General features: G+C 57.4%; 10 protein-coding genes, 1 tRNA gene and 1 pseudogene. 7 read left to right on the top strand and 5 right to left on the bottom strand.

Annotation, left to right across the window (positions count from 1 at the left end):
* The 3 genes and pseudogenes from EPD60_RS16835 to EPD60_RS04240 all read right to left on the bottom strand — a co-directional run.
* Positions 1 to 408 (bottom strand): annotated as a pseudogene (locus EPD60_RS16835) (M1 family metallopeptidase); the annotation flags it as partial.
* A 67-nt stretch (positions 409 to 475) separates the two neighbouring features.
* Complete coding sequence (locus tag EPD60_RS04245) at positions 476 to 1,879, bottom strand: sugar transferase (protein WP_165871405.1); 1,404 nt, start codon at positions 1,877 to 1,879, stop codon at positions 476 to 478.
* Positions 1,880 to 1,883: 4 nt separating this feature from the next.
* Positions 1,884 to 2,864 carry a Gfo/Idh/MocA family protein gene (locus EPD60_RS04240; RefSeq protein WP_131447184.1) on the bottom strand — a complete coding sequence of 327 codons (981 nt, stop codon included), beginning with the start codon at positions 2,862 to 2,864 and terminating at the stop codon, positions 1,884 to 1,886.
* Positions 2,865 to 3,013: 149 nt separating this feature from the next.
* Here EPD60_RS04240 and EPD60_RS04235 point away from each other — a divergent pair.
* The 6 genes from EPD60_RS04235 (at position 3,014) to EPD60_RS04210 (ending at position 8,566) form a co-directional block, all read left to right on the top strand.
* A tRNA-Asp gene (locus tag EPD60_RS04235) sits at positions 3,014 to 3,087 on the top strand.
* A gap of 238 nt (positions 3,088 to 3,325) precedes the next feature.
* Entirely contained in the window at positions 3,326 to 3,682 is a 357-nt protein-coding gene (locus EPD60_RS04230) for a GIY-YIG nuclease family protein (protein WP_131447182.1), read from the top strand.
* Between the two features lie 93 nt (positions 3,683 to 3,775).
* Positions 3,776 to 4,606, top strand: a complete 831-nt coding sequence (locus tag EPD60_RS04225; protein WP_131447180.1) for a CHAD domain-containing protein — start codon at positions 3,776 to 3,778, stop codon at positions 4,604 to 4,606.
* A gap of 535 nt (positions 4,607 to 5,141) precedes the next feature.
* Positions 5,142 to 7,595 carry an NAD-dependent epimerase/dehydratase family protein gene (locus EPD60_RS04220; protein WP_131447178.1) on the top strand — a complete coding sequence of 818 codons (2,454 nt, stop codon included), beginning with the start codon at positions 5,142 to 5,144 and terminating at the stop codon, positions 7,593 to 7,595.
* A 27-nt stretch (positions 7,596 to 7,622) separates the two neighbouring features.
* A complete protein-coding gene (locus EPD60_RS04215) occupies positions 7,623 to 8,066 on the top strand; it encodes a glycosyltransferase family 28 protein (RefSeq protein ID WP_131447176.1) in 444 nt (147 codons plus the stop codon).
* Positions 8,063 to 8,566, top strand: coding sequence for a glycosyltransferase (locus EPD60_RS04210; RefSeq protein ID WP_165871404.1), 504 nt, complete (start codon positions 8,063 to 8,065; stop codon positions 8,564 to 8,566). Before EPD60_RS04215 ends, EPD60_RS04210 begins: the two co-directional genes overlap by 4 nt.
* Here the strand turns inward: EPD60_RS04210 and EPD60_RS04205 are convergent.
* Positions 8,558 to 10,321, bottom strand: coding sequence for a sensor histidine kinase (locus tag EPD60_RS04205; protein WP_131447172.1), 1,764 nt, complete (start codon positions 10,319 to 10,321; stop codon positions 8,558 to 8,560). The genes EPD60_RS04210 and EPD60_RS04205 overlap by 9 nt on opposite strands.
* A 145-nt stretch (positions 10,322 to 10,466) precedes the next feature.
* On the bottom strand, positions 10,467 to 10,907 hold the full coding sequence (locus EPD60_RS04200; RefSeq protein WP_131447170.1) for a response regulator: 441 nt from the start codon (positions 10,905 to 10,907) through the stop codon (positions 10,467 to 10,469).
* Positions 10,908 to 11,119: 212 nt separating this feature from the next.
* On the opposite strand from EPD60_RS04200, the gene EPD60_RS04195 reads away from it, so the two are divergent.
* On the top strand, positions 11,120 to 13,886 hold a 2,767-nt coding region (locus EPD60_RS04195), incomplete at its 3' end, for a HAMP domain-containing protein (protein WP_243647755.1).

Genomic DNA, 13,886 nt, shown 5'->3' with positions numbered 1-13,886 from the left:
CAGCGGCACCGGCAGCCAGAGCTTTGTCACGTCGTTCCATTCGGGGTGCGGCTCCAGGCGCGCGGGAGCGCCATCGGCCGTGAAGGAGAGACTGTCGATATAGCCTTTGTCGCGGATGGATTTCAGGCGCGACTTGCCATTGCGCTCTTCCAGCAATCGTTTTGCGAAAGCGGTATTGGCATCTTTGTAAGCGTTCGGCCACAGGTGGATCCAGATAAACGGAAGGGCGTCCGGTGAGTGGTTCACATAGGTCATCTCGCTGCTCCCGCGCAGGCTGTGCGTCTTGTCGTCGAGCGACACTTCGATGCGGTAATGAACGGCCTGCTGCCAGTAGGCCGCCGTGTCCTTGTCTTGGGCGAGCAGACCAACACCGGGCAACAGGGCCAGCGCCAAAAGAATTTTTTTCATAGTAAGCTTTCGATAAAACAGCAAGGCTGATGCAAATCAGAGATCGGACATCCGGGATCCGGGATTATTATTTGCCTTTGCCTTTGAAGATAATGCGAACCGTGTGGATCATGATCTTGAAGTCGAGTGCGAGCGAAATGTTTTCGATATACACGAGGTCGAAACGCGAGCGCTCGATCATTTCCTTGATGTTTTCGGCATAGCCGAACTGCACCATGCCCCAGGAGGTAAGTCCGGGCTTTACTTTGAGCAGGTATTTGTAATAAGGAAACTGCGCCACGATCTGGTCGATATAGTAGCGGCGCTCCGGCCGCGGGCCCACGAGGCTCATATCGCCCTTCAGGATCGACAGGAGCTGCGGCAGCTCATCGAAGCGCCACTTGCGCATCGTGCGGCCCCAGCGGGTGATGCGGGGATCGTTGTCCGACGACAGGGCCGGGCCGTTCACTTCGGCATCGGTATACATGGAGCGGAACTTGTACATCCGGAAGGGGCGTCCCTTGTAGCCAACCCGCTCCTGTGAGTAGAAGATCGGTCCCTTCGAAGAAAGCCGCGTCCGGAGCGCGATATACAGCATGAAGGGCAGCAGCAGCACAACGGCGGTAAGCGATACCACGATGTCGATGAGGCGCTTGATGTTCTGCTGCCAGTCGGCCATCAGTTCCGTCTTGAGGTCCATCAGCACCGGTCCCATCACGTTCGATGTTTTGACGGAGCCGGCGAGGATGTCGAGTGTCGTGGGCGGCATCTTGATGTCGACGTCGCGCTCGCTGAGCCGGTTTACAAGTTGTTCCATTACCGATGGTGCGGTCTTGCGGTTGCCGAGGATCACGCAGCGGATGCTTTCGCGCTCCAGCACACCTTCGAGCTGGCCGATGTCGCCGAGGCAGCGCAGTCCCTTGCGACTGCTATCGCCGGGCTGCAGCGAGAGAAAGCCGGAAATCCGGTAACCTTCTTCGTGGAGCTTCTGCCCGGTGTTGTTGTACAGCTGCAGGGCCTCCTCGGGCGCCGCCACGATAAGCGCCGGGAAGGAGATGGCGCCGCTCTGGAGCTGCCGTTTTGCTTTTTGGAGGATGAGCACCCGGCCGGTGAAAAGAAAGAGAAAATGCAGGCCCGCCAATGCCGCGAACGCCGAATAGTAATAGGTATAGCCGCTCTGCACATCGTCGAGCACGAATACGAAGAACAGTACGATACAGCCTCCTACGACGGCGGTGAAGGTCTGTGTGAATTCGCCGAAGCGCGATTTGCGGTATACCGAGCCGTAAGAGCCGAGCAGCATGAAGAGCGACAGCCAGCCAAGCGGGATAAGGGTGACGCCGAGCCAGAAGCGGTCGTAAGAGCCGTCGGAAAGGTTGATCGGTTCGCCGAGCAGCAGCTTGCGCACGAAGTAGAACGCGGTCCAGGCAAGGGCCGCGCTCACGTAATCACTCAGGGCATAGGCAGAGCTGTTGACGGTGCGGGTTTGCATGCGCTCAGCTGGTGGAAAGGTTGGCGTGGATTTTCTGCAGGATCTGGTGGGCCACTTCCATCGCACGGAAGCCGTCGATCTCGTTGACCACCGTGCGGGTATTGTTGCGGATGGCATCCACGAAGGCCTGGAGCTCCGCGCGGATGGCGTTGCCGCCTTCCACCTGCGGGTTCTGGATGCTCAGGGTGCGGGTGCCTCCGCCCGGCACTTCGATCGGGAACGACATGGCTGCCTCGCTGGGCGCTTCGTCGAGCAGGCGGATCACTTCGGTTTTCTTGTCGAGGAAATCAACAGAGATATAGGCGTCCTTCTGGAAGAGCCGCATCTTGCGCATTTTCTTCAGCGAGATCCGGCTGGAGGTAAGGTTGGCCACGCAGCCGTTGTTGAATTCGATGCGAACATTGGCGATATCGGGGGTGTCGGTAAGTACGGCCACGCCGGAGGCCGAAAGGCTTTTCACATCGCTTTTAACCATGCTGAGCACGATGTCGATGTCGTGGATCATCAGGTCGAGGATAACGCTTACCTCGGTGCCGCGGGGGTTGAACTGCGCCAGGCGATGCACTTCGATGAACATGGGCGCCAGGCGCTCCTTGTCAAGGGCCATGAAGGCCGGGTTAAAACGTTCCACGTGGCCCACCTGCAGCTTTACGTTTGATTCCTGCACCAGCTGTACAAGCTGGCGGCCTTCTTCCATCGTGTGGGCCATCGGTTTTTCCACGAACACGTGACGGCCTTTGCGGATTGCAGCGGCACAGGTGGCGAAATGCCAGTTGGTGGGGGAGACGACGTCGATGAGATCGCAGGCGTCGATCAGGGCGTCCTCGGTGGGATATCGGCGGATGCCGTGCTCGGCGGCCACCACATCAGCGGTGGCATCGTTCGGGTCGTAAAAGCCGACGATCTCGGTGCCTTCGATCTCTTTCCAGTTGTTCAGGTGAAACTTTCCCAGGTGGCCGGTTCCAAATATTCCTACACGCAGCATGCTTTGGCGGGGGTTGAGGGTCAAAGATAAGGTTCCGGGTTTACGGGTGAAAAGGTTCGGAAAAACAGTTCAAATTTTTGTTGGCCGATATTTCCTGCCTCCTTATCTTTGCCACCCGTTCGACAAAATCCTTTGTAGAACAGTGCGTTGGATTGGTAGTTCAGTTGGTTAGAATGCCGCCCTGTCACGGCGGAGGTCGCGGGTTCGAGTCCCGTCCAGTCCGCAGAAGCCCCTGAGTAATCGGGGGCTTTTTGATTTTCCAGCTGGCGGTGCCGCCCTGTCATCCCCAACGGAGTTGGGGACGGGTTCGAGTCCCGTCCAGTCCGCAGAAGCCCCTGAGTAACCGGGGGCTCATTTTTTCAAAAAGGGTATTATCCTGTTACGCTAACGCCGTTGGGAGAGATGTGAATCCTGTTCAGTTTGAAACCACATCTTGGTGAACAGAGGTTTTGCGTTAATTCATGAATGGCTTTTTCGTCTGCATCATCCAAAGTGAAAAGGACGGATCCTTTTACAGAGGCTTTACGGAAGACCCGGTGCTGCGCCTCATCCGCCATAACCGGGGCGAATCAAACAATATGCGAAACAAAATGCCCTGGCGTCTTGTTTATGTAGCTGAATTTCTGACCAAGACAGCGGCACTGCAGCGCGAAAAAGGATTGAAGAAATACAGCCATCAGCAGATTGAAATTCTGGTAAAGTCGGCAAAGAACATAGTGGGCCGGTTTAGCCAAGTGAAGTCCGTCCTGCCATCCGCAAATCCGTCGGGGACGGATACGGGTCCCGTCCGGTCCGCTTGCCTCCCTGCTCCATTGTAAACACTATGGAAGAGCGGCGTAAAAGGAGCTGCCGGCATCGAAAGCTTGTCCTAACTTTAAATGAAGTAAAGGCAAGGGCCCGTCGGAAGCAGTATGAAAAAGAAGGAGGCCATATCGTTCCTGCGCCAAAGGGGCCATGTTCTGGCCCGTCGGTCACGAAAGTTGCTGAAGGAGTTTGCTGCCGAAGACATCCACCGGTTTCGGGTGGAGGTAAAGAAACTGAGGGCTTTCGTTGCCCTGTGCCGCGCCGGCGGGGAAGTTGATCGCCGGTTGCGTATCGGTAAAAAGATGCACGCTTTTTACCATGCCGTGGGTGAACTGCGGGGCCTCCAGATCCAGGAACAAACGGTGCTGCGGCTCTGCGCGGAACCACCGGGTTCCGTCCCGTATTACTACCTGGAAAATCTGCACGCAAAACAGACGGCCATGATAAAGGAAGTACGCCGGCAGGGGCGTTCCTGGTTACATTCCAGGTGCTGCCGCCGGATGGAGCAGGCGCTGAAGAAGAACCGGAAAATCATAAGGGCTGAAAGCTTTCTGCCCGGCGTGCAACAGGAGTTGCGCCGGCTGTTGGCTGTGGCCACGCCCGGCGAGGAGCAACTGCACGAATTGCGAAAAATCCTGAAAAGCCTCTTGTACCTGTGGCCCCTGATCGGCACGGATATCGCCGCCTGCTTCCCGGAACAAATCATGTCAAAAGAATCCTGTCTCGCATTGAGCGATACCCTCGGCGCTTTCCAGGACATGCGCATGGTGCCAGCTTACCTGGTTCCGGATTTTCTGGCCGGGGTGCCACTACGGGAAAGACGGGTGCTGAAAAAGATAAGCAGCCACTGCCACACCTGGAAATTAACACTGAAAGCGGAGGCGTATTTGCAGCTGGCCGAACTGAGGTGCTGGCTCTTCGCCCATACCCGGCCATAAAACAAGGATCCGGTTGGCACGTCACTGCATCGCTCTGCTGTTGATTGCACTCCGGGGAAGGTGGCCTACCCGCCGGCTGCATTGCCCCATTTTTACCTCTAATTGTCGATGACTCCACACCCATTGGTCGGCCGGGGTCGGGGCGATGAAAAGGCGCGTTGCAACAATGACTTTTATTTTTTGGGCCCTGTGGAAATGCTAATATTTTCATTTAGTTAACATTAGGAAAATCGATCACCCGTGCCGGTTTTGCTGCAGCACGGCCGTTTGCAATACTGGCATAGCGCATGATGTTTTCTTCCTGTATACCGTTCGATTAATGCTAACCTATATCCCATTTTCTAATTCCATTCAATCTGGCGCTCACCGTCCGGTATATCCCATTTCGCCGATCCCGCTAAAACGATAACTCTCTACGCCCTCCGGCCCTTTTCCGGTAGGTGTGCTTTGGACTTTACTGAATGAAACCCGAAACCCGTGGTGCCGTCCGGGTGTCTTTTAATGCGTAAGAAACCAAAGTCGAAAACACCAACATATGGAAAATACCATCCTTGTCCTGGGGGGCGACGGCTATTATGGCTGGCCCGTTTCACTCAAACTTGCAGTAGACCATCCCGACACGAAGATCATTATCGCCGACAATGGCTGGCGACGCCGCGCCGTACGTGCAACAGGGGCCGACAGTCTCGTGCCGGTGGCGCAGCTTCCGCAGCGAATCGCCGCATACCAGAAGTTGTACGGCCGGAAAAACCTGGAGCACCGATGTATCGATGTGAACTCCGATGCGCTCGAAGAACTGATCCGCGCCGAGCGTCCGCACACCATCTTTCACATGGCGCAGCAGTGTTCGGCGCCATACTCGATGCAGGGCCCTGCCGAGTCGATTTATACTATTCAAAACAATGAGAGCGGCAACATGCGCCTGCTCTGGGCCGTGCGCCGTCACGTGCCCGAAGCCCATATCGTCAAAATCGGATCCATGGGCGAATACGCAACCGGCGGTGGTATCGACATCGCCGAGGGTTATTTCCTTCCGCGCTTCAACGGCAAGGAAGCCGTAGCGCCGATGCCTTTCCCGCGGCAGTCAGACGATGTCTACCACATTTCCAAGATCAACGACAGCAACTACCTCGCGATGGCCTGCCGTAAGTGGGGGCTCCGCATCACTGAAATCATGCAGTCGACACTCTTCGGTGTGTATACCCCCGAGATGGGCGATTGCGAAGAGCTCGGTACCCGTTTCGATTATGACACCATTTTCGGTACGGTGGTCAACCGTTTTCTGGCGCAGGCGCTCGCCGGCCACCCGCTGACCGTTTATGGCAAGGGCAACCAAACCACGGGTATCATGCCCATGAAGGATGCCGTCCTGTCGCTGGGACTAATCGCGGACGAAAAGCCCGACCGGGGTGTGCATCGGGTGATTAACCACGTTACAAAGGCCAATTGTCCCATTAACGAACTGGCGGCACAGGTGCAGGAGCTTGCCGCTACCCTCGGCTACGAAGTCAGCATTAGCCATGTGTTCGATCCGCGCGATGAAAGCGGCGCCGTCCGCCACGACATACAGGTGATGACGTCGCATATCGATCAGAGCCTCCACACCACGCCGCTTCGGGAGGTACTTGATGAAACGCTCCGCATCATCGCACGTCACCGCAACCGGCTGCAGCCGCGGGTGTTCACCCAGCGGATCGAAGCATTCGGCGGCCGCGCGGCTACCAACAGCGAGCAGCTGCTGCCCGCCGATGGCGACGAGGGCGGCTGGGGCGGCTTCCGCGAGCGCTTTTTCCTTACCGAGCGGATCAACCTCAACCCGGGAACCCTGGGCACGCCTTCGGCGGCCGTGCGGGAGGCCCGCGGCAAAGGCCTGCAAAACGGCGCCCTCGACGGTTATCCGCTGGGCATGTACGAGCAGGGGCGCAAAGACCTGGGCGAAATCAAGAATTTATGCAGCGAGCTCTGGCCCGCGCCGGGCTACGAGCTGATGGTGGCGAACGGTACCTCGCAAACGATGAACCTGCTCGCCCTCTCGATGCTGCGCGCCTTTGGCCGGTCGGGACAACCGCCTTATACGGTGCTCACGTCGGCCCAGGAGCACCCCGGTGGCATCGGCGTATTTGAACACCTGCCCGAGTTCGAGGTGCACTATGTCGGCGAAGAAGTACTGCGCAACCCGGTGCGGCTCCGCGCCGAGGTGCTCCGGGTCCGGCCTCAGCTAGCCTTCCTCTCGCATGTGTATTATGCCAGCGGCAACTTCGCCCCGTACGAATGCTGGCTGTCCACCATCCGCAAAGCCGCGCCGCAATGCAAAACGATCCTCGACGTTTCCCAGTCGATCGGCCTGTACGAGCTTCCCTTCGGTGGACCCGATGTGGTCGTGGGCAGCCTGCACAAATGGGTCTTCGGGCCCCATGGCAGCGGCCTTACCTGGATGAAGCCGGAGTTCCTCGAATGGATCAACGGCTTGTTCTGGAACGGCGTTGGGCTGCAATCCGGCACCTGTCGCTTCAGCCTGCAGGGCGGGCACGACTTCATGATGTATCCCGAAATCCTGGAAGCTCTCAACCTTTACCGGGCGGTTGGCCGCGAGACGGTGTTGCGCCGTTCCATAATGCTTGGTGGCGTGCTCCGCAAGGGGCTGGAAGAAGTCTTCAGCCGCCAGGGAATTGATTTCGAGGTGCTGAACGAAAAAAGCGCGATGCCGCTCGTTTCGCTCGCCTTCAGGCACTTCCATCCATTTGAATTGTACAGCAACCTGAACGAGCTGGGCGTGCATTGCAAATGTATCATCGATTATAAGAAAGACGGCGCCATGTGTCACGTGCTGCGCTTTGGATTGCCCTACTATGAAACGCAGGAGCGGGTCCGCTATGCGCTGGCGCTGATCGAAGATATTCTGGTGCGGCTGCAGAAAGTGGTGGCCTTCCCGGTAGCTCCAGGCGAAGAAGCATCCGGCCGCGTAGCCGATACGACGGTGGCTGCATGATCAAGCGAAAACAACAAAAACAACCATATGAAAATTCTCGCTGTGGCCTCCGGAGGCGGGCATGTAGTAGAATTGCTGCGGCTGCGCCCCGCCTTCGACGGGCACGAACTGGTATATATGTCTACCCACGAAAGTTTCGCCACCTCATTTAAAGGGCATGAGTACGTAACGGTGCCCGACCTGAGCCGGTGGAACGCGTTCCGGATACCCTATGTCATCCTGAGGATGCGACGCGCCATTGCCCGCATACGCCCCGACGTTGTCGTTACCACCGGTGCCGGCCCGGGCGTGCTTGCCTTGTTTCTCGGCTGGCTGATGGGCGCGCGTACGATCTGGGTCGAGGCGTCCTGTCATACCGAGCAGGTGTCCATCAGCGGAAAGATCTGCGCCCTCTTCGCCGACCGGGTGTACACGCAATGGTCACACCTGGCAACAAGCAAAATTGTTTACTCCGGAAATGTTATGAAATGATATTTGTTACCGTAGGTTCCCAGCTTCCCTTCGACCGGTTTATCCGCGCCGTGGATGAAATCGCACCTTTGTTGTCCGGCAAGGAAATTATCGCGCAGGTGTTTGGGATGAAGTACCAACCCCGTAATATTCAAACGCTGGATTATATAGCGCCGGCTGAATTCCGGGACTATGTACAGTCCGCTGAATTGATCGTCAGTCATGCCGGCACCGGCACCATCCTCTCCGTATCGGAATTAAAAAAGCCCCTGATCGTCTTTCCGCGATCCGGCCGCCTGCGCGAAACCCGCAGCGACCACCAGATGGCTACCTGCCGGATGCTCGAAAAAACCTGCGGGCTTCAGGTGGCCTACAATGAAGAGGAACTGGCCCGGAAAATCCAGGATTTTCTCGAAAACAAACTACCGGTGATGGATCCGATATCGCCGTTTGCTTCAGACGAGCTCATCGCCTCTATCCGCGACTTTATCCGGCCGCAGTCAGTGCTCCGGTTATTGTAGCACGCCGGCGGAACGCGGCGGCTGGCCGGATGGAAAGGTGACCTCGAGCTGGCAGCCCTTGCCCGGACTGCTCCGCAACAAAAGTCGGCCTTCGTGCAGTTGCGCGCGCGTTTCCATATTGCGCAGGCCCACACCGAAGGACCGGCTTTCCGATTCAAAGCCAATGCCGTCGTCGGTAATGTGCAGCACGAGTGCGTCGTCTTGCCGCAGCGAGACGCGAACGGTCTTTGCCTGTGCATGCTTCACGATGTTATTCAACTGCTCCTGCACGATGCGGTAGATGGTGAGCTTCAGCTTTGAAGAAACGCGCTCTTCTTCGAAGCGCTGCACATCGAGGTGAACGGTGAACAGCTTCCCTTGCTCCGCGGCGGACAGAAGGTGTCGCAGCGCCTCCACCAGCGTTTCGCCGCTCCAGGAAGGCGGGATGAGCGCATGGCTCAATTTGCGCACTTCCTGCATGGCCACTCCGATGATGCCGGTGGCCTGTTGCAGGAAAGGCGCGCCTTCGCGCTCCGTAGCCGCTAATCCCATATAGAGCTTGGCACTGGTCAGGATCTGGTTGACGTTGTCGTGCAGCTCGGCGCCGATGATGCGGCGCTCGTTCTCCTGGGCCACCAGCACCGCCTCGGTAATCTCGCGGTGCTGCTGCAGGCGTGTTTCTTCCAGTTGTTTTTCAGCTTCCTTGCGGGCTTCCACCACATGCAGGTATTCGGTGATATCGCTGGCTACGATGAGCACGCCGCTGGCCTCGTTGCGGTGACGCACCGGCTCGGCGGCCACCAGGGTTTCGATCATGCGATCGCCGGCGCGGAAGCTGACCATATTATTGCGCAGCGAGTGTCCTTCGAAGGCCGGCTCGAACACCTGTTCGAAGAAATCCGTTGCCGCTTCTTCGGTCGGAAAACAGCGCTCCAGCGGCATGTACGCGCCTCCTTCGAGTCCGAAGATGCGCGTGGTGAACTTGTTGAGCGAGCGCACCGTCCGGTTGGGCAGCACTACCAGCACGATGTTGTGAAACTGATGGAGCACCGTTTCCAGTTGCAGCGCTTCGGAAATATCGAAAAGCCGGAAGCGGCGCAGGGCAACGATTGTGGAAAGCGAGAAGAAGGTGACGAGCAGGGGCGACAGGGGCATCTCGCGGATGGCGAACACCAGCGGGAAAAGCACCTGCGTCACAAAGCCGATCAGGGTCGGGATCAGGATGCCAAAGGCAATTACAAGTGCCTGCGTGCGCTCCTTGCTGCGCCGGGGCAGGCGGAAGGCCATGCGGAGCAGCATCCCGATGACCACGAACATGGTGAAGGGCATCATCCATAACGTCACAGCCTGGATGGCGGATCCGCCGGGAGCGATCACCCAGCCCCAGGCCGCGTCGGGCTGAAGATTGTTGTTGCCGCTGGCGACATAAAAGCCATGGAGGAGCAGGTAGGGCAGGTAGAGGGCTACGGGGAAAAGCCGCTTCTCGGTGAACTTCCGGCCGGTGTAACTGCAGGCGAAATGCAGGGCGATCGGGTTGATCATGATCCAGCTGAAGCAGAAGGTCTTGCTCCAGGCAAAGGCCGCTTCCCGGCTGCCCAGGAACATGTACCCGGCTTCTTCGATCTGCCAGATGCAGAGCGCCAGGACGCAGATCCCGAACAGGTCGACGGTGCGGATACGTGGCAGCGCAAAAAGGATATAGGCCGCGATTCCCAGGTTGATGAGCGCAGGAAGTAAAAAAAGTAGCGACAGGAAAGGAAAGGCAGTTAGATCCATCAGGGTTGGTTGTGCTCCCTGGCCGAAGGCGGGTTCTCCCGAAATTAACGCTTTCGGCGGCGGCGGCGTATTAAAATCGACGGCCTGACAGAAAGGCCCGATAATGGGCCCCGGCGTCCAATTTTAGTGGCCGATGGTCAGTCGCTCAGCTGCTGTGCACCAGGTTGCAATAGACGAGCATCTCCTGGGCCATCCGCTCGATGCCCTTGATATCGGAGGGTTTTACAAAGTAGGCCCGCGCACCGAGATCCATACAGATCTGGCGATAAAGAGGGGAGTTGGAAGTGCTCCACACCACCTTCGGAATCGATGCGTAGCGCGCTTCGCCGGCAAGTTGCTTGAGGATCTCGCCGCCATTCACTTCGGGCAGGTTATAGTCGACAATGATCAGGCAGGGCAGTTGCGCCTGCTCGAGGCGGAGCAACTCGTTGAGGGCTTTTTTCCCGTTTGCGGCCGTGCCCACCCGCATGTCCGGAACGAAGCTCGTCAGTGCCTCGATCAGCAGTTCCTGGTCGTCGATATCGTCCTCGGCAAGAAAGATAAAAGGCGTGCTTCCGCTCAAACCATGCGTCTTTTCAACACTCATAACGGGGGTGGGTTGGCGTAAAGGTATTAGTAGGGCCGGGGTTCTGCCAAATAATAAAATACTATTGGGAACTACTTAACGCGGTGGCAGCGCTTTTGCTCAGCTGTTCGTAATCAATGCTTTTTGGGAATTCTTTCGCGAAAACTTTACCTCGGCCGTATAAGTTATTTGTCGGATTTACTGTAAGTTTGACACATTAATCACCCCTGACCATGAATACGGAAATGCCTAATGGTAACGGCTCTTCCCACGAGCCTATTGAGCCAATTGATCTGGTAGCCCCTGTTGAGCCTGTGGATGTGACCCCTGAAACCAACAGCAAAAAAGTCCCGAAAAAGACAAAAGCCAAAGCGCCTGTCCCTGCGGCGGTTTCCTTCGATATGGAGGATGCCCTCGACTCCCGCCTGCTCCTCAAGGTGCTGTCGGAAGTACGCAACGGTAATTTCGGCGTGCGCATGCCGGTCGACCAGGTGGGCATCAGCGGCAAGATCTGCGATACCCTCAATGAAATTATCGGCCTCAACGAACAGCTGATGGCCGAGCTGACCAAAGCCGGTAAAACGATCGGCAAGCAGGGTAAGCTCACCCACCGCGTGGAGCTTCCTTATGCGCGCGGGCAATGGAGCTCGGGCGTCGACGCCATTAACGGCCTTATCTCCGACCTCGTGCACCCCACCATCGAGATCGCCCACGTGATCTCCTCCGTGGCGAAGGGTAACCTGTCGCAGGAAATGACCCTGCAGATCGGCGACCACGTGCTGCAAGGGGAGTTTGCACGCATCGCACGCGAGGTGAACGACATGGTGAAGCAGCTGAACCTCTTTGCGGCGGAAGTAACGCGCGTGGCGCGTGAGGTAGGCTCTGAAGGAAAGCTCGGTGGCCAGGCACGTGTAAAAGGTGTAGCGGGTGTATGGAAAGACCTTACGGACTCTGTAAACCTGATGGCGGGTAACCTGACCGCCCAGGTACGTAATATCGCCGAAGTAACGACGGCCGTGGCGAAAGGCGACCTTTCGAAGAAGATCACGGTGGACGTACAGGGCGAGATCCTCGAGCTGAAGAACACGATCAACACGATGGTGGACCAGCTCAACTCCTTCTCTTCCGAGGTGACGCGCGTGGCGCGTGAGGTAGGTACCGACGGTAAGCTTGGTGGCCAGGCAGAGGTGCCTGGGGTCGCCGGTACCTGGAAGGACCTGACCGACTCGGTAAACCAGATGGCCTCCAACCTGACCGCCCAGGTTCGGAACATCGCCGAAGTAACAACGGCGGTGGCCCGCGGTGACCTGTCGCGTAAGATCACGGTGGACGTAAAAGGCGAGATCCTCGAGCTGAAGAACACCATTAATACGATGGTGGACCAGCTGAACTCCTTCTCGGCGGAAGTAAGCCGGGTGGCCCGTGAGGTGGGTTCCGAAGGTAAGCTCGGTGGCCAGGCAACGGTGAAAGGCGTTGGTGGTGTGTGGAAAGACCTTACCGACAACGTAAACCTCCTTGCCGGTAACCTGACCGTACAGCTCCGCGACGTATCCAAGGTGGCAACCGCCATCGCCAACGGTGACCTTACCCAGAAGATCACCGTGGACGTAAAAGGAGAGATCCTCCAGATCAAGGATGTAATTAACCGAATGGTGGACCAGCTGAACTCCTTCGCCTCCGAGGTGACCCGTGTGGCCCTTGAAGTGGGTACCGAAGGTAAGCTCGGTGGCCAGGCCAAGGTACAGGGAGTAGGAGGTACCTGGAAGGACCTCACCGACTCGGTAAATCAGATGGCCTCCAACCTGACCGCCCAGGTACGAAATATCGCCGAAGTAACAACGGCCGTGGCAAACGGTGACCTTTCCAAGAAGATCACCGTAAACGTGGCCGGCGAGATCCTCGAGCTGAAAAAAACCATCAACACGATGGTGGACCAGCTCAACTCCTTTGCATCGGAAGTAACGCGTGTGGCGCTTGAAGTAGGTACCGAGGGTAAACTCGGTGGCCAGGCGAAAGTGCAGGGCGTTGGTGGTACCTGGAAAGACTTGACGGATTCGGTGAACCAGATGGCATCGAACCTGACGGCCCAGGTGCGTAACATCGCCGAGGTAACGACGGCGGTAGCGAAAGGTGACCTGTCCCGTAAGATTACGGTGGACGTAAAAGGGGAGATCCTGGAGCTGAAGAATACGATCAACACGATGGTGGACCAGCTGAACTCGTTCGGTTCCGAAGTATTCCGCGTTGCGCGGGAAGTAGGTTCCGAAGGTAAGCTGGGCGGCCAGGCAGACGTACCGGGTGTGGAGGGCCTGTGGAAGGACCTTACCGACTCGGTAAATAAAATGGCCTCGAACCTGACGGCGCAGGTACGTAACATCGCGGAAGTAACAACCGCGGTGGCAAACGGTGACCTGTCGCGCAAGATCGAGGTGGACGTAAAAGGCGAGATCCTCGAGCTGAAGAACACCATTAATACGATGGTGGACCAGCTGAACTCCTTCTCGGCGGAAGTAAGCCGGGTGGCCCGTGAGGTGGGTTCCGAAGGTAAGCTCGGTGGCCAGGCAACGGTGAAAGGCGTTGGTGGTGTGTGGAAAGACCTTACCGACAACGTAAACCTCCTTGCCGGTAACCTGACCGTACAGCTCCGCGACGTATCCAAGGTGGCAACCGCCATCGCCAACGGTGACCTTACCCAGAAGATCACCGTGGACGTAAAAGGAGAGATCCTCCAGATCAAGGATGTAATTAACCGAATGGTGGACCAGCTGAACTCCTTCGCCTCCGAGGTGACCCGTGTGGCCCTTGAAGTGGGTACCGAAGGTAAGCTCGGTGGCCAGGCCAAGGTACAGGGAGTAGGAGGTACCTGGAAGGACCTCACCGACTCGGTAAATCAGATGGCCTCCAACCTGACCGCCCAGGTACGAAATATCGCCGAAGTAACAACGGCCGTGGCAAACGGTGACCTTTCCAAGAAGATCACCGTAAACGTGGCCGGCGAGA

It is taken from the genome of Flaviaestuariibacter flavus (genome assembly GCF_004337505.1).
GTDB lineage: Bacteria > Bacteroidota > Bacteroidia > Chitinophagales > Chitinophagaceae > Flavisolibacter > Flavisolibacter flavus.
This window is presented reverse-complemented; position numbering and strand designations above follow the sequence as displayed.